This window comes from Janthinobacterium sp. LM6 (assembly GCF_002002885.1).
Classification (GTDB): domain Bacteria; phylum Pseudomonadota; class Gammaproteobacteria; order Burkholderiales; family Burkholderiaceae_D; genus Janthinobacterium; species Janthinobacterium kumbetense.
In genome coordinates this window covers 4,396,345-4,411,607 of record NZ_CP019510.1, presented here as the reverse complement: position 1 = coordinate 4,411,607, position 15,263 = coordinate 4,396,345, and the positions used below count along the sequence as shown (strand labels likewise).

The window sequence follows — 15,263 nt, the reverse complement described above, 5'->3', positions numbered from 1 at the left end:
AGTGTGATGATAGAAGTGCAACACCCGACGGTCTGGCTGACGGGCTTGAGCGGCGCCGGCAAGACCAGTATCGCCCTGTCGCTGGTGCAGGCGCTGAAGGCGCAGGGCCGCGCCGTGGCGATGCTCGACGGCGACCAGCTGCGCCATGGCTTGAACCGCGACCTGGGTTTTACGCCCGAAGACCGGCATGAAAACATCCGCCGCGTGGCCGAAGTGGCGCGCCTGATGAACGGTGCGGGCTTGACCGTCATCGCCGCCTTCATTTCCCCCAGCCGCGCCGACCGGGCCATGGCCGCCGCCATCATCGGCACGGCGCATTTCATCGAAGTCCACGTCAGCACCCCGCTGGCCGTGTGCGAGGCGCGCGACGTCAAGGGCCTGTACGCGAAGGCGCGCGCGGGGCAGATCGCCGAATTCACGGGCGTGTCCGCCCCCTACGAAGCGCCGCTGGCGGCCGCGCTGACCCTGGACACGGGCGCCCTGGCGCTGGAAGAGTCGGTCGAGCGTCTGTGCCGGCATTTGCAGCAGCGGCCGTGACGACCTGGCGCAAATGGCTGCGCCGGCACTTGCCCGCCAGCCTGAAGGCGCGCATGAGCGTGGTCGTCTTTCTGCTCGTGCTGGGCGCGGTCGCCTCGCTGGCGCTGGCCACCCTGGCCGTGGCCGAGCGCGGCATGCGCGACGTGACGGGGCGCCAGCAGTACGTATCGCTGTCCAGCGCCGCCGTGTTCATCGATGAAGAACTCGACGCGAAGCGCAATGTGCTGCGCGCGATGGCGGACAGCCTGGCGGCCGGCGGCGCGCACGACGGCGCCAGCCTGCAGCGCTTCCTGGGCGCGCAAACGGTGCTGGGCAAGGAGTTTTATTCGGCCGGCGTGGTCGGCATCGACGGCGACGTCCTGGCCAGCGTGAGTCCCTTCAAGCCGCAGGCGGGGTTGAACGTCAAGGGCCGTCCATATTTCGAACAGACGCTGGCGACGCGGCGCTCGGTGATTTCCGCGCCGCTCAACGGCAGCATTTCCGGCATGCCCATCGTCGTGGTGACGCAGCCCGTGTTCGACGCGCAGGGCGGCGTGCGCTATGTGCTGGCGGCCAGCGTGAACCTGCGCCAGCCCGATTTCCTGGGCCGTCTCGGCGCGCTCAAGCCGGGTCCGGGCGGCTACCTGTACATCATGACCAGCGCAGGCGTGATCGTCGAGCATCCCGACAAGTCGCGCATCATGCAGCATATCGAAGCGCATGGCCCCATCAGCGTACCGACGCGGCGCGCCATGCAGGGTTTCGAGGGCTGGCTGACGGGCACCACCACGCAAGGCGTCGATGCCCTGTTTGCCTACCACCGCATCGCCTCGACGGACTGGATACTGGCTTCCGTCTATCCCATGAGCGACGCGTTTGCGCCGCTGCACGCCATCCGCAGCAAGATCCTGCTGGCCGCCGTGCTGCTGGCCGCGCTGGCGGGCCTGGCCGGCTGGCGCGTGGTGCTGCGCCTGTTGCAGCCGTTGGCGCGCTTGCGCCACCAGGTGCATGAGATTCGCCGTCATCGCCTGGGCATCGATGTGCTGCAGATCGAGCGGCGCGACGAGATCGGCGACTTGAGCCGCGATTTCTATTCGCTGGTGGCCGAGCGCGAAATCGCCGAGGCGCAGACGCGCGGCAGCGAGCGGCGCTTGAAACTGCTGACGGACCATGTGCCCGTGGTGATCGTCTATATCGACCGCGAGCACCGCTACCAGTTCATCAACGCCACGTTTGAAAAATGGTTCGGCAGGTCGCAGCGGGAAAGCCTGATGCAGTCGATCCGCGACGTGCTCGGCGAAGAGGCGTATCAATTGCGCGAAGCCTACCTGCGGCGCGCTTTCGCGGGCGAGGAGGTCGAATATGAATTTACCATCGGCGGTGAAGGGGAGGCCGGCCCGCGCGCCTTCCAGACCAGTTACGTGCCCGACGTGGGCGAGAGCGGCGCGGTGGAAGGCGTGTATGGCCTGATCCACGAAATCACCAAGACCAAGGCGGTGCACACGGCGCTGCAGTTTGCCGCCGCCACCGATACCCTGACGGGCATCGCCAACCGGCGCCGCTTCGACGAACAGCTGGCGCAAAGCATGCAGCGCACGCGGGCTGCGCGCGCGCCGATGGCGCTGGCCTATCTCGATATCGACCGTTTCAAGGCCATCAACGACAGCCTGGGACACAAGGCGGGTGACGAGGTGCTGAAGGAATTCGCCGCGCGCCTGGTGCGCAGCGTGCGCGCCAGCGATCTGGTGGCGCGCCTGGCCGGCGATGAATTCGTGATCATTCTCGAAGGCGTGAACGGCGCGGCCGAAGTGCGCCAGGTCGGCGCCAAGATCATCGACGCCATCCGCCAGCCCTTCGCGCTGGCCGGCGGCCCGCTGCCGGTGACGACCAGCGTCGGCATCGCCATTTTCCGCGAAGGCGCGCTGACGCCGGCGCAGTTGCTGGACCTGGCCGACCAGGCCCTGTATGCCGCCAAGGGGCAGGGCCGCGACGGCGTAGCGCTGCTCGAGGCGGCGCCGTAGGTTTTATTTACAGGGTGGCAGTCCAGTGGTCGAGCTGCTGCGTGGTGGCCGTCACGCCGCCGCAGACGATGACGAGCACCTTGCGGTAGGGCGCCAGTTCCGGCGCCTTGCCGTAGACGGCCGCCAGCGCCGCGCCGCAGGCCGGCTCCACCACCAGGCGCTGGTCGGCAATAAAGCGCTGGCAGGCGTCGACGGCGGCCCGGTCCGACACCACCACGCTGTGCAGCAGGCGCGTCTGGCTGACGGCAAACGCCTGCGCGCAGACCTGGCGCGCGGCCAGCGACGTGGCGATGCTGCTCACGGCCGGCAGGGCCACGTGTTCGCGCGCGGCCACGGCCGCGGCCAGCGAGGCGGCGCCTTGCGTTTCCACGGCCACCAGGGCCACGTCGTTCCAGCCATTGCGCTGCAAGCCTTCGGCCACGCCGGCCAGCAGGCCGCCGCCGCCCACCGACAGCACCACGGCGTCCGGCTTCAGGCCCGCGCGCGCCACTTCATCGATCATGCCCGCGTGGCCCTGCCACAGCAGCGGGTCGTCGAACGGGTGCAGAAAGGCGTCTTGCGGCGTGAGCATTGATTGCGCCAGCGCGTTCGCTTCCTGCCACGCGGCGCCGTGCACGATGACTTCGGCGCCTTCCTGCGCGATCAGGGCCCTGGCCCGTTCGCTGGTCGTTTCCGGCACGACGACGATGACGGGGATGCCCAGCTGGCGTCCCGCATAGGCGACGGCGATGCCGGCATTGCCGCCGGAAGAAGAGATGAAACGGCTGGCGCCGCGCCGCGCGTATTCTTCGCAGGCGAGGCCGATGCCGCGGATCTTGAAGGAGCCGGGTGGCTGCAAGGCTTCTAGCTTGAGCCAGATGTCGCGTTCGCTGTGCAGGCTCAAGGCGCGCGAGTTGAGCAAGGGAGTTTCGATGTGCAGGGCCATGCGTGTTCCTGGTAAACAGTCAGGCCAGCATCATAGCCGAAGCGCCCGCGCCACTGTGTCACCCTTGCTGATACATGACTGCTGCTAGTTCAGCGGGGCGTTCTTGAGCTGGTGCGTGCGCGCCACTTCCTTCATCGCTTCGAGCAGGTCGTCGCGCAGCTGGCGCGGCAGCTTGCCGAAGAATTCCTCGTCGTTCTGGTCGGCCATCCCGGCCAGCACGGGCACCAGCGCCTCGCCTTCCGTGGTCAGTTCGATCGAATGCTGGCGGCGGTCGGCCAGCAGGATCGACTTGCTGACCATGCCCTTGCTTTCCAGGCGGTCGATCAGCTTCGATACGGCGCCCTTGCTCATGCCGGACACTTGCGCCAGCACCGTGGGCGAGGTGCAGCCCAGGCGGAACATTTCGCGCAGCACCACCCATTCGGAGACCGTCACGCCATTGGCCTCGGCTTTTTTCTGGAAGCTGTGGGAAACGTGGTTGGACACGAAACGCAGCCAGTAACCGAGATGGGCTTCCAGCTCGCTGACGGGGACGCTGTTGGGGTGGGCTGCTTGCGGCATGGCGGCCGTTTCAAAATTATGGCTCATTTCTTTTCCTTCACTGGGCGGCGTTGCCGGCATGGTTAAGGCCTTCACGCTTGCTGTCGAGTGGTTTGTTTGGGAACAATCATCGTGCTTGAGGTATTTCTAACACTGTTTTCACAGGAAATCACTTACCGGCAAAGAATTTTTCCTTTTTTCTTGCTCTGGATAGATAAAAAACAATATCAAGCGAATAATCGTATTGCCAGAGAGGAAGATTAAAAAAATAACTCATGTTGCATCAATGGTAACAGGATTTTTGCCGAATTGATAAATATTTCATATCATTCCGTGTGCTTGCCCACATACGACGTATTGCCCACGCGACAGTGCGAGGTTTTGATGCAGAAATGCGGCCCGCTCAGGCCAGCACCACTTTCACGCCCGCTTCGCGCAGTACTTCGGCAAAGCGGGGCGGCGGCGGCGCATCCGTAAACAGGATATCGACTTGCGCCAGGTCGGCCAGCCGCACCAGCGCCTTGCGGCCGAATTTGTGCTGGTCTGCCACCAGCCACACTTCGCGCGACTGCTCGATGATGGCTTGCGCCACCTTCACTTCGCGCGCGTCGAAGTCGCGCAGGCTGCCATCCTCGTCGATGCTGGAAATGCCGATGATGCCGATGTCGACCTTGAACTGGCGGATGAAGTCGATGGTGGCTTCGCCCACGATGCCGCGGTCGCGCCCGCGCACCACGCCGCCGGCCACGATGACTTCGCAGGCGGCGTTGTCGGCCAGGATGGCGGCCACGTTCAGGTTGTTCGTCACCACGTGCAAGCCCGTGTGCCGGCCCAGCGCGCGCGCCACTTCCTCGGTCGTCGTGCCGATATTGATCAGGAGCGAACAGCCGTGCGGCACTTGCGCGGCGACGGCGGCCGCGATGCGCCGCTTGGCGTCGCTGTTGAACACTTGCCGCTGGCTGTAATCGATGTTTTCCACGGACGAGGGCAAGCCCACGCCGCCGTGGTACCGGGCCAGCAGGCGCGCTTCTTCCATCTGCTTGACATCGCGGCGCACGGTTTGCGGCGTCACGCCCAACTGCTGGGCCAGCTCTTCGACGGACATGGTGACCTTCTGGCGCACCACTTCGAGCAGGCGGCGCTGGCGGGGATTCAAAATCATGGGCTTGTCTCTTTAAAAATCAAAAAACGAACAGAAACGAACAAATAGTGATGAAAATATGTTGCTATGAGTTCGCATTCTGGCGTATCTTATTCATATTGCATGCGTATTACTAGATGGTGATCTTAACGACAGTCGCCGGCGATGCCTAGTCTTTCCTCGCCGCCCTTTCCCCGACAGACACGGAGTCCCGATGGCCGCAGCACAGCAAGGTGTGGAGACAGCGATGGCATACGACGTGCTGGTGGTCGGCGGCGGCATCAATGGCGCCGGCATCGCGCGCGACGCGGCCGGGCGGGGCCTGTCCGTGCTGCTGTGCGAAAAGGACGACCTGGCCGCGCATACCTCGTCCGCGTCCACCAAGCTGATACACGGCGGCCTGCGCTACCTCGAATACTATGAATTCGGCCTCGTGCGCAAGGCGCTGATCGAGCGCGAAGTGCTGCTGCGCTCGGCGCCGCACATCATGTGGCCGCTGCGCTTCGTCATGCCGCACGCCAAGGGCCAGCGCCCGGCCTGGCTGATACGCGCCGGCCTGTTCCTCTACGACATGCTGGCAAAGCGGGAAATCCTGCCCGCCTCCAGCGGCATCGACCTGACCCGGCACGCGGCCGGCACACCATTAAAACCCGAGTTCAAGCGGGGCTTCGTGTATTCCGACGGCTGGGTCGACGATGCGCGTCTGGTGGTCTTGAATGCCATCGACGCGGCGGACAAGGGCGCGCAGGTGCTGACGCGGACGCGCTGCACGGCCCTGTCACGCGCCGGTGCGGGTGAGGGCGCTGCCTGGCTGGCCACCTTGCAGCACGCCAGCGGGCGGCAGAGCACGGTGCGCGCGCGCAGCATCGTCAATGCGGCCGGGCCCTGGACGGCCGAGTTCCTGCAGCAGGCCGCGCCCGGCGGACAGGGCCGGCATTTGCGCCTGATCAAGGGCAGCCATATCGTCGTCAAGCGCCTGTTCGAGCATGATCATGCCTACATCTTCCAGCATCCGGACGGGCGCATCGTGTTTGCCATTCCGTATGAGCACGATTTCACCCTGATCGGCACTACCGACCTCGACTACCAGGGCGACCGTGGCAAGGTGGAAATCGACGACGAGGAAATTCGTTACTTGTGCGAGCTTTCCAGTTACTATTTCAGCAAGCCAATCTTGCCGGCCGACGTGGTCTGGACGTATGCGGGCGTGCGCCCGCTGGTGGAAGATGCGGCGGCCGACGCCAAGGCCGTCACGCGCGATTACCGCTTCGAACTGGACCAGGAAGGTGCGCCGCTGCTCAGTGTTTTCGGCGGCAAGATCACCACCTTCCGCAAGCTGGCCGAGGAAGCCATGGACATGCTGGCGCCCTTGCTGGGCAATACGTTGCCGGCCTGGACAGCCAGCGCCTGCCTGCCCGGCGGCGACGTGTTCGGCAGCACGCCGCAGAACCGGTCCGTGCGCGAGTTCGGCCAGTTCGTGCAGGGCTTGCAGCGCGAGTACGCGTGGCTGCCGGCGGCGCTGGTGGCGCGCTATGCACGCGCCTACGGCACGCGCATCCACGCGCTGCTGGCCGGGCGCAGGGACGTGGCGGCCATGGGCGAGGAAATCGCCGCCGGCCTGTACGCGGCGGAAGTCGATTATGTGCGGCGCCATGAATGGGCCGTCAGCGCGGCCGACATCCTGTGGCGGCGCTCCAAGCTGGGCCTGCACCTGCCGCGCGCGACGGCGGACACGCTCGACGCCTGGCTGTTGCAGCACCCTTTGTCATAGGCAGCACCCTTTGCCGTAAGCAGCACACGTTGGCGACCGCGCCCCGCAGAGGGCGCGGCGAAGAACAAGAAACCATCACTGGAGGAGAAGCGCGTGCAACTGGTACTGGACAAGATCAGCAGGAAGCAGGGGGCTGACGACTTTTTATATCCGATGTCGCTGGCCCTGGTGCCGGGCGCCATCAACGTCTTGCTGGGCACCACGCGTGCCGGCAAGACGACCCTGATGCGCGTGATGGCGGGCCTGGACAAGCCCAGCGGGGGCACGGTGACGGCCGATGGCGTCGACGTGACGGGCGTGCCCGTCAGCCGCCGCAACCTGGCCATGGTGTACCAGCAATTCATCAATTATCCGGCCTTCACCGTCTACGACAATATCGCTTCGCCTTTGCGCTTGCGCAAGGAACCCGAGGAACAGATACGGACGAAAGTGCTGGCGCTGGCCGAGCGCCTGCACATCACGCCGTATCTGCAGCGCACGCCCGGAGAATTGTCCGGCGGCCAGCAGCAGCGCACGGCGCTGGGGCGCGCGCTGATCAAGGATGCGTCGCTGTTGCTGCTCGACGAGCCATTGGTGAACCTCGACTATAAATTGCGCGAGGAATTGCGCCGCGAATTGACGGAACTGTTTTCCGGCGGCAGCACGACGGTCGTGTACGCCACCACGGAACCGCTGGAAGCGCTGCAGCTGGGCGGCCACGTGGCCGTGCTGCACGAGGGACGTTTGCTGCAGCAGGGGCCGACCCTGGACGTCTTCAACGCCCCCAATTCCATCGACGTGGCGCGCACCTTCAGCGACCCGCCCATCAACCTGATTCCCGCGCGCGTGGATGCGCAGGGCGTGGCGCAGGCGGCCGACGGCCTGTCGATACACCTGAGCAGCGCGCAGCGCGCCCGCCTGGGCGACAGCACGGAGGTGATCCTCGGCGTGCGCGCCCACAGCCTGCATCTGTCACCCCAGTCCGATGGCGACGTGCCCATCGCAGCTACGGTGGACCTGGCGGAAATCAGCGGCTCGGAAACCTATGTGCATGCGCGCCGCGGCGAGCTGGCCCTGGTGGCGCAGCTGGGCGGCGTGCACAACCTGGAAATCGGCAGCGCCTGCACCGTGTATTGCCAGCCGCATGCCTTGCTGATCTTCGCGCAAGACGGCGGGCTGCTGTTTGCTCCAGAACAAGGAGGAGCTTGATATGGCGCGCATCGAACTGGTGGACCTGGCCCACGCCTACAAACCGAATCCCACGGCGCCAAGCGACTATGCGCTGCGGCCCATGAGCATGGAATGGCATGACGGCGGCGCGTACGCCTTGCTGGGGCCGTCCGGCTGCGGCAAGACGACCTTGCTCAATATCATCTCCGGCCTCGTGAAACCGTCGCATGGCAAGGTGTTGTTCGACGGCAAGGATGTGACGCAGCTGCCCACGGAGGCGCGCAATATCGCGCAAGTGTTCCAGTTTCCCGTCATCTACGACACCATGACCGTGCACGACAATCTGGCGTTTCCGTTGCGCAATCGCGGCTGGAAAGAGATCGACGTGAAAAAGCGCGTGCAGCAGGTGGCGCAGATGCTGGAATTGACGGGCGACCTGAAATTGCGCGCCAGCGGCTTGTCCGTGGACGCCAAGCAAAAGATTTCACTGGGACGCGGTCTCGTGCGCCCGGACGTGGCGGCCGTGCTGTTCGACGAACCGCTGACGGTGATCGATCCGCACCTGAAATGGTTGTTGCGGCGGAAACTCAAGGAAATCCACCACGAACTGAAGTTATCCCTGATCTACGTCACGCACGACCAGGTGGAAGCGCTGACCTTTGCCGATCAGGTGGTCGTCATGACGCAGGGCGAAGTGGTGCAGACGGGCAGCGCGCAAGCGCTGTTCGAGGAACCGGAGCACACGTTCGTCGGCTACTTCATCGGCAATCCGGGCATGAACTTGCTCGATTGCACCTTGGACGATGGCGGCGTGCGCGTGGCGGGCCAGGCGCTGCCCGTGTCCGCCGCCGCGCGCGCGGCGCTGTCGGGTGCGCAAGGAAAAATCACGCTGGGCGTGCGGCCCGAATTCGTCGAGTGCGTCAAGGCGTACCCGGCAGAAGAGGGGGGCGACCATTGCCTCGATGCCACGGTGACGGCCGTGCGCAACATGGGCACGCATTACCTGGCGGAATTCCAGCTGGGCGGCGCGACGGTGGCGGCCAAGCTGCGCGCCATCGATGCCGTCGCCGGCGATGCCGTGCGGCTGCGCTTTCCGCCGCAACGCACCTTGTTCTATGTCAACGATAAGCGGGTGGCCTGATGATACATAACGGTAAAACCGACAACAACCGCCGCGCCTGGCTACTGATCCTGCCCGTGCTGCTGTGCGTGGCCTTTTCCGCCATCGTGCCCCTGATGACGGTGGTGAACTATTCCGTGCAGGATATTCTGAGCCCCACGCAAAAGGTCTTCGTGGGCACCGAGTGGTTCCGCATGGTCATGCTGGACGGCGACTTGCACAGCGCCTTGCTGCGCCAGCTGCTGTTTTCCGGCTCCGTGCTGGCGATCCAGATTCCGCTCGGCATCTTGATTGCCCTGTGCATGCCGGCCGATGGTTGGAAGGCGTCGCTGGCGCTGGTGCTGATCGCGCTGCCCTTGCTGATTCCCTGGAACGTGGTGGGCACCATCTGGCAAATCTTTGGCCGCGGCGACATCGGCCTGATGGGCTATACCCTGAACCAATTGGGTTTTGACTACAATTACAACGGCAACTCGCTCGACGCGTGGCTGACGGTGATGGTGATGGATATCTGGCACTGGACGCCGCTGGTCGTGCTGCTGTGCTATGCGGGCTTGCGCGCCATTCCCGACGCGTATTACCAGGCGGCGCGCATCGACGGCGCTTCGCGCCTGGCCGTGTTCCGCTACATCCAGCTGCCGAAACTGCGCAATGTGCTGATGATCGCCGTCTTGCTGCGCTTCATGGACAGTTTCATGATCTACACGGAACCGTTCGTGCTGACGGGCGGCGGACCGGGCAATGCAACCACCTTTTTGTCGCAATACCTGACGCAAAAGGCCGTGGGCCAGTTCGACCTGGGGCCGGCCTCGGCCTTCTCACTGATCTATTTCCTCATCATCCTGCTGTTCTGCTTTGTGCTGTACACGTGGATGCAGAGAGTCGGCACGGGAGACCAGAAATGATGCACAAGAAAATGAGCAGCACCATCCTCGTGGTCTTTTTGCTGGGCTCGCTGTTGCCCATCTACTGGATGCTCAATATGTCGCTCAAGACCAACGAGGAAATCGTCGGCGTGCTGAGCCTGTGGCCCCAGCAATTGACATTCGCCAATTACCACACGATTTTTACCGACCGTTCCTGGTACAGCGGCTACATCAATTCCATGATCTACGTGGCCTTGAACATGGTGATGTCGGTCACGGTCGCCTTGCCGGCCGCCTACGCTTTTTCCCGCTATAACTTCGTCGGCGATAAACACCTGTTCTTCTGGCTCTTGACCAACCGCATGACGCCGCCCGCCGTCTTCCTCGTGCCGTTCTTCCAGCTGTATTCGACGGTGGGCCTGATGGATACGCATCTGGCCGTGGCGCTGGCGCACATGGTCTTCAACGTGCCGCTGGCCGTGTGGATTTTGGAAGGCTTCATGTCCGGCGTGCCGAAGGAAATCGACGAGACGGCGTATATCGACGGCTACAGCTTTCCCCGCTTCTTCATCCGCATCTTCTTGCCGATGATTAAGTCTGGCGTGGGCGTGACGGCGTTCTTCTGCTTCATGTTCAGCTGGGTGGAATTGTTATTGGCGCGTACCTTGACGTCCGTCAATGCCAAGCCGATTGCCGCCACCATGACGCGCACCGTCTCGGCGGCCGGCATGGACTGGGGCGTGCTGGCGGCGGCGGGCGTGCTGACCATCGTGCCCGGCGCGCTGGTGATCTGGTTCGTGCGCCATTACATAGCCAAGGGTTTCGCGATGGGGAGGGTGTGACATGGAAAATACCGATAGCACGGCCAGCCTGTTCGGCTGGATGGCCTGGACGCCGGAGGTGGCCATTTTCTTCATCTGCATCGGCCTGATGCTGGCCGGCATGACGGTGTGGCAAATCCGTTCGCCCAGCATCGAACGAAAAGGTTTCCTGCCGATGCCGACCACGCGCGGCGACCGCCTGTTCATCGGGCTGTTGACGGCCGCGTATGTCAATCTGGCGTGGGCGGGGTTTACGGAAATGCAGCAGGCCATCGGGGCTGCCATCAGTTTTGTGGTGTTGTTGATTGTTATGCGTTGGGGATAACCGGCTTGCCGGTATTGATGGATGCCGTACCGCCAGCAGGCGGCCGGTAAAAACTATAAAAGGAGATTCACGATGAAATTGAAGTTCACGGTCTTCGCGGCTGCGGCCATGCTCGTGTCGAATGCGGCCCTGGCGGACGCCAAGCAGGCGCAAACCTGGATCGACAAGGAATTCCAGCCATCCAGCCTGAGCAAGCAGCAACAGCTTGCTGAAATGAAATGGTTCATCGATGCAGCGGCCAAGCTGAAAGCCAAGGGCATCAAGGAAATTTCCGTGGTCTCGGAAACCATCGACACCCACGTCTACGAATCGAAGACCCTGGCCAAGGCCTTCGAGGAAATCACGGGCATCAAGGTGCGCCACGACATCATCCAGGAAGGCGACGTGGTGGAAAAGCTGCAAACGTCGATGCAGTCCGGCAAGAGCATCTATGACGGCTGGATTTCCGATTCCGACCTGATCGGCACGCATTACCGCTATGGCGCCGTGGAACCTCTGTCCGACTACATGGCGGCCAAGGGCAAGGAATTCACGAATCCGGGCCTGGACTTGAAGGATTTTATCGGCATCAGCTTCACGACGGCGCCGGACGGCAAGGTGTATCAATTGCCCGACCAGCAATTCGCCAACCTGTACTGGTTCCGCGCCGACTGGTTCGCGCGCAAGGATTTGCAAGCCAAGTTCAAGGCCAAGTATGGCTACGAGCTGGGCGTGCCGCAAAACTGGTCCGCGTATGAAGACATCGCCGATTTCTTCACGAATGACGTGAAGGAACTGGATGGCAAGAAAGTCTATGGTCACATGGATTACGGCAAGAAAGATCCGTCCTTGGGCTGGCGCTTCACCGATGCGTGGCTGTCGATGGCTGGCGCGGCCGACAAGGGCATTCCGAACGGCATGCCGGTCGACGAGTGGGGCATCAAGGTAGCGGCCGACAAATGCACGCCCGTGGGCGCCTCGATGTCGCGCGGCGGCGCCACCAACTCGCCGGCCGCCGTGTTTGCGCTGACGAAATATATCGACTGGATGAAGAAATACGCGCCGCCGCAGGCGAACGGCATGAATTTCTCGGAATCGGGGCCCGTGCCGGCGCAGGGCGAAATCGCCCAGCAAATCTTCTGGTACACGGCATTTACGGCCGGCATGACGAAACCGGGCTTGCCGGTGGTCAACAAGGACGGCACGCCGAAATGGCGCATGGCGCCGTCGCCGCACGGCCCGTACTGGAAAGAGGGCATGCAGAACGGCTACCAGGACGTCGGTTCGTGGTTCCTGTTCAAGTCCACGCCGGACGACCGCAAGGCCGCCGCCTGGCTGTACGCGCAATTCGTCACCTCGAAAACTGTGTCGCTGAAGAAATCCATCGTCGGCCTGACGTTTATCCGCGATTCCGACATCCGCCACGATTATTTTACGAAGCACGCGAACGAATACGGCGGCTTGATCGAGTTCTACCGCAGCCCCGCCCGCGTGGCGTGGACGCCGACCGGCAACAACGTGCCCGACTATCCGAAGCTGGCGCAGCTGTGGTGGAAGAACGTGGCCACGGCGATTACGGCGGAAAAAACGCCGCAAGCGGCCATGGATAACCTGGCCGAGGAAATGGACCAGGTCATGGCGCGATTGCAGCGGGCCGGCATGAAGGCGTGCGCGCCGAAGCTCAATCCGAAGGTCGATCCGAACCAGTATCTGTCGGACCAGCATGCCCCATGGAAAAAGCTGGCGAATGAAAAGCCGAAGGGTGAAACGATTGCCTACGATAAATTATTGCAGGCTTGGAAAGAAGGCAAGGTAAGGTAGTCGTGTAAGCTTCTGCCGGGGCTGTCCCGAGGGCACGGAGTGAATCAGCTCCGTGCCTGTTTTTACCCGATTTTCGCACCACCAGACAATGACCAAATACATACTTGCTTTAGATCAGGGCACCACCAGTTCGCGCGCCATCCTGTTCGACCATGCGGGCCGGCCGCACGCCAGCGCACAGCGCGAATTTCGCCAGATTTTCCCCCAGCCGGGCTGGGTCGAGCATGACGCGAACGACATCTGGGCCTCGCAAGAGGGCGTGCTGCAGCAGGTGCTGCGCGACAGCGGCGTGGCCGCATCCGACGTGGCCGCCATCGGCGTGACCAACCAGCGCGAGACGACGGTGCTGTGGGACCGCGCCACGGGCGCGCCCGTCGCCAACGCCATCGTCTGGCAAGACCGGAGAAATGCGGCTTACTGCGAGCAACTGGTCGAGCAGGGCAAGGCGGACGTGATCCAGAAAAAAACGGGCCTGGTGCTGGACGCGTATTTTTCCGCGACTAAACTCAAATGGCTGCTCGACAACGTTCCCGGCGCCCGCGCGCGCGCCGAACGGGGAGAACTGGCCTTCGGCACCGTCGACAGTTGGCTGATCTACAAGATGAGCGGCGCCCACTTGACGGACACGAGCAACGCGGCGCGCACCATGCTGTTTAATATCAATACCCTGCGGTGGGACACGGATTTGCTGGCGCTGCTGGACATTCCCGCCTCGCTGCTGCCCGACGTCGTGCCATCGAGCGGCGTGGCGGCGCACACGCATGCCAGCTTGCTGGGCGTGTCCGTGCCCATCGCCGGCATCGCGGGCGACCAGCAGGCGGCCACCTTCGGCCAGGCCTGCCTGAAACCTGGCATGGCGAAGAATACCTACGGCACGGGCTGCTTCATGCTGATGAACGTGGGCAAGCGCCCCTTGCCCTCGAAAAACCGGTTGTTGACGACGGTGGGCTGGAGCCTGGGCCCTGATGCAAATCAAACCGATTATTTGCTCGAAGGCAGCGCCTTCATCGCGGGCGCGGCCGTGCAATGGATGCGCGACGGCATCGGCATCATCCGCGACTCGTCCGAAGTGGAAGCCTTGGCCACCAGCGTGCCCGATTCGGGCGGCCTGGTCTTCGTGCCCGCCTTCGCGGGCCTGGGCGCGCCGTACTGGGACCCGTATGCACGCGGCACCCTGATCGGCATCACCCGCGGCACGGGCAAGGCGCACATCGCGCGCGCCGCATTGGAGGGCGTGGCCTACCAGAACGTCGACGTGCTGTCGGCCATGCAGGACGACGCGGGCATTGCCCTGTCCGAGCTGCGCGTCGACGGCGGCGCGGCGCGCAACGATATGCTGATGCAGTTCCAGGCAGACATATTAAATGTGCCCGTGGTGCGTCCTGTGGTGACGGAAACGACGGCCCTGGGCGCCGCCTACCTGGCGGGCCTGGCCGTGGGCTTCTGGGACTCGCAGGAAGAAATCGCCGCCCAGTGGCAGGTGGGGCGCCGCTTCGAGCCGGCCATGGCGGCCGACGAGCGCCTGACGCGCTTGCATAAATGGCAGCGCGCTGTCGAGCGGTCGCGCGACTGGAGCGAGTGAGCCATGGAATCAGCCGGGATCAGTGCCGTATGAAATACACGGCGTAGCCCACCGTTTCGCGCGGCACCGAATACAGGTCGCGCAGCTCGAAATAGGGGGCGTGCACGTTGCCGCTGACGGCGATGCCGCTGCGCGTCAAAGCCAGGCGGAAGCGGGGCACGTGAAAATACTGCGTGGCGACCATGGCTGTCTTCCAGCCGTGCTCGCGCATCAGGATTGCTGCGTTGCGGGCCGTGGCCTCCGTGGTCCAGCCTTGATTATCCTCAATGATGGCGCTGGCTGGCACGCCGCGCGACTGCAGGTAGCGGGCCATTGATGCGGCCTCGTCGAATCCTTCCTTGCCCGTCGCGCCGCTGACGAGGATGCGCGGCGCCCTGTGTGCCTGGAATTGCTGGAGCGCCGCGTCGAGCCGTGCCTGCAGGCGCGGGCTGGGAGTGCCGTCGGGCAAGATCGTATTGCCAGGCACGACGATCACGTCGGCCGGGGCCAGCTTGTCGTTGAGGCCCTCCAGCACCATGGCGGCCGTGGCCAGCAGGAACGTTATCAGCGCCAGCAGGGCGGTCAGTGTCAATCTTCGCATCGTCAGGCATCCGGCAGGTTTTTCGTGAGCGCGACTGTAGCAGATCGCGCCGCGAATTGACCATTCGCAAGCCGGCGCAGGTGGATTTTCGCCTATGCTAAGCTTG

Annotated in this window: 14 protein-coding genes; 10 read left to right on the top strand and 4 right to left on the bottom strand. The window is 63.7% G+C overall.

The features are described 5' to 3' along the window. Positions 1 to 6: 6 nt before the first annotated feature. Together cysC and BZG29_RS19425 are read left to right on the top strand one after the other, a co-directional pair. A complete protein-coding gene (gene cysC / locus BZG29_RS19430) occupies positions 7 to 537 on the top strand; it encodes an adenylyl-sulfate kinase (RefSeq protein WP_077406488.1) in 531 nt (176 codons plus the stop codon). Continuing rightward, positions 534 to 2,537 carry a diguanylate cyclase gene (locus BZG29_RS19425; RefSeq protein WP_150131004.1) on the top strand — a complete coding sequence of 668 codons (2,004 nt, stop codon included), beginning with the start codon at positions 534 to 536 and terminating at the stop codon, positions 2,535 to 2,537. The genes cysC and BZG29_RS19425 overlap by 4 nt, the downstream gene beginning before the upstream one ends. A gap of 7 nt (positions 2,538 to 2,544) precedes the next feature. Here BZG29_RS19425 and BZG29_RS19420 read toward each other — a convergent pair whose 3' ends face one another. The 3 genes from BZG29_RS19420 to BZG29_RS19410 all read right to left on the bottom strand — a co-directional run bounded on the left by BZG29_RS19420 (position 2,545) and on the right by BZG29_RS19410 (position 5,164). Beyond that, the gene (locus BZG29_RS19420; protein ID WP_077406482.1) at positions 2,545 to 3,462 is read right to left on the bottom strand and encodes a pyridoxal-phosphate dependent enzyme; all 918 of its coding nucleotides are present in this window, start codon (positions 3,460 to 3,462) and stop codon (positions 2,545 to 2,547) included. A gap of 84 nt (positions 3,463 to 3,546) precedes the next feature. Next, on the bottom strand, positions 3,547 to 4,050 hold the full coding sequence (locus BZG29_RS19415; RefSeq protein ID WP_077406479.1) for a MarR family transcriptional regulator: 504 nt from the start codon (positions 4,048 to 4,050) through the stop codon (positions 3,547 to 3,549). A gap of 355 nt (positions 4,051 to 4,405) precedes the next feature. Continuing rightward, entirely contained in the window at positions 4,406 to 5,164 is a 759-nt protein-coding gene (locus BZG29_RS19410; RefSeq protein ID WP_171985063.1) for a DeoR/GlpR family DNA-binding transcription regulator, read from the bottom strand. 226 nt (positions 5,165 to 5,390) lie between these two features. Between BZG29_RS19410 and glpD the strand changes: the two genes are divergently transcribed. The 8 genes from glpD to glpK all read left to right on the top strand — a co-directional run bounded on the left by glpD (position 5,391) and on the right by glpK (position 14,577). Next, on the top strand, positions 5,391 to 6,914 hold the full coding sequence (glpD, locus tag BZG29_RS19405; RefSeq protein ID WP_150131003.1) for a glycerol-3-phosphate dehydrogenase: 1,524 nt from the start codon (positions 5,391 to 5,393) through the stop codon (positions 6,912 to 6,914). 93 nt (positions 6,915 to 7,007) lie between these two features. Beyond that, on the top strand, positions 7,008 to 8,102 hold the full coding sequence (locus tag BZG29_RS19400; RefSeq protein WP_077406473.1) for an ABC transporter ATP-binding protein: 1,095 nt from the start codon (positions 7,008 to 7,010) through the stop codon (positions 8,100 to 8,102). Between the two features lies 1 nt (position 8,103). Continuing rightward, positions 8,104 to 9,204, top strand: a complete 1,101-nt coding sequence (locus tag BZG29_RS19395; protein WP_077406470.1) for an ABC transporter ATP-binding protein — start codon at positions 8,104 to 8,106, stop codon at positions 9,202 to 9,204. Continuing rightward, positions 9,204 to 10,088, top strand: a complete 885-nt coding sequence (locus tag BZG29_RS19390; protein ID WP_077406467.1) for a carbohydrate ABC transporter permease — start codon at positions 9,204 to 9,206, stop codon at positions 10,086 to 10,088. Before BZG29_RS19395 ends, BZG29_RS19390 begins: the two co-directional genes overlap by 1 nt. Next, the gene (locus tag BZG29_RS19385) at positions 10,088 to 10,891 is read left to right on the top strand and encodes a carbohydrate ABC transporter permease (RefSeq protein ID WP_171985164.1); all 804 of its coding nucleotides are present in this window, start codon (positions 10,088 to 10,090) and stop codon (positions 10,889 to 10,891) included. The genes BZG29_RS19390 and BZG29_RS19385 overlap by 1 nt, the downstream gene beginning before the upstream one ends. A gap of 1 nt (position 10,892) precedes the next feature. Then, positions 10,893 to 11,195 carry a DUF2160 domain-containing protein gene (locus BZG29_RS19380; protein ID WP_244517398.1) on the top strand — a complete coding sequence of 101 codons (303 nt, stop codon included), beginning with the start codon at positions 10,893 to 10,895 and terminating at the stop codon, positions 11,193 to 11,195. A 72-nt stretch (positions 11,196 to 11,267) separates the two neighbouring features. Continuing rightward, complete coding sequence (locus BZG29_RS19375) at positions 11,268 to 12,995, top strand: extracellular solute-binding protein (protein ID WP_034779106.1); 1,728 nt, start codon at positions 11,268 to 11,270, stop codon at positions 12,993 to 12,995. Between the two features lie 88 nt (positions 12,996 to 13,083). Next, positions 13,084 to 14,577, top strand: a complete 1,494-nt coding sequence (gene glpK / locus BZG29_RS19370) for a glycerol kinase GlpK (RefSeq protein WP_077406464.1) — start codon at positions 13,084 to 13,086, stop codon at positions 14,575 to 14,577. A gap of 19 nt (positions 14,578 to 14,596) precedes the next feature. Here glpK and BZG29_RS19365 read toward each other — a convergent pair whose 3' ends face one another. Continuing rightward, positions 14,597 to 15,157 carry a YdcF family protein gene (locus BZG29_RS19365; protein ID WP_077406461.1) on the bottom strand — a complete coding sequence of 187 codons (561 nt, stop codon included), beginning with the start codon at positions 15,155 to 15,157 and terminating at the stop codon, positions 14,597 to 14,599. Positions 15,158 to 15,263: the final 106 nt, after the last annotated feature.

Excerpts from the sequence above, each read along its gene's own strand:
- BZG29_RS19365 (WP_077406461.1), bottom strand. The coding sequence starts at position 15,157 with ATGCGAAGATTGACACTGACCGCCCTGCTGGCGCTGATAACGTTCCTG.
- BZG29_RS19395 (WP_077406470.1), top strand. The coding sequence starts at position 8,104 with ATGGCGCGCATCGAACTGGTGGACCTGGCCCACGCCTACAAACCGAAT.
- BZG29_RS19380 (WP_244517398.1), top strand. The coding sequence starts at position 10,893 with ATGGAAAATACCGATAGCACGGCCAGCCTGTTCGGCTGGATGGCCTGG.
- BZG29_RS19390 (WP_077406467.1), top strand. The coding sequence starts at position 9,204 with ATGATACATAACGGTAAAACCGACAACAACCGCCGCGCCTGGCTACTG.
- glpD (WP_150131003.1), top strand. The coding sequence starts at position 5,391 with ATGGCATACGACGTGCTGGTGGTCGGCGGCGGCATCAATGGCGCCGGC.
- glpK (WP_077406464.1), top strand. The coding sequence starts at position 13,084 with ATGACCAAATACATACTTGCTTTAGATCAGGGCACCACCAGTTCGCGC.
- BZG29_RS19375 (WP_034779106.1), top strand. The coding sequence starts at position 11,268 with ATGAAATTGAAGTTCACGGTCTTCGCGGCTGCGGCCATGCTCGTGTCG.
- BZG29_RS19385 (WP_171985164.1), top strand. The coding sequence starts at position 10,088 with ATGCACAAGAAAATGAGCAGCACCATCCTCGTGGTCTTTTTGCTGGGC.
- BZG29_RS19410 (WP_171985063.1), bottom strand. The coding sequence starts at position 5,164 with ATGATTTTGAATCCCCGCCAGCGCCGCCTGCTCGAAGTGGTGCGCCAG.
- BZG29_RS19420 (WP_077406482.1), bottom strand. The coding sequence starts at position 3,462 with ATGGCCCTGCACATCGAAACTCCCTTGCTCAACTCGCGCGCCTTGAGC.
- BZG29_RS19415 (WP_077406479.1), bottom strand. The coding sequence starts at position 4,050 with ATGAGCCATAATTTTGAAACGGCCGCCATGCCGCAAGCAGCCCACCCC.
- cysC (WP_077406488.1), top strand. The coding sequence starts at position 7 with ATGATAGAAGTGCAACACCCGACGGTCTGGCTGACGGGCTTGAGCGGC.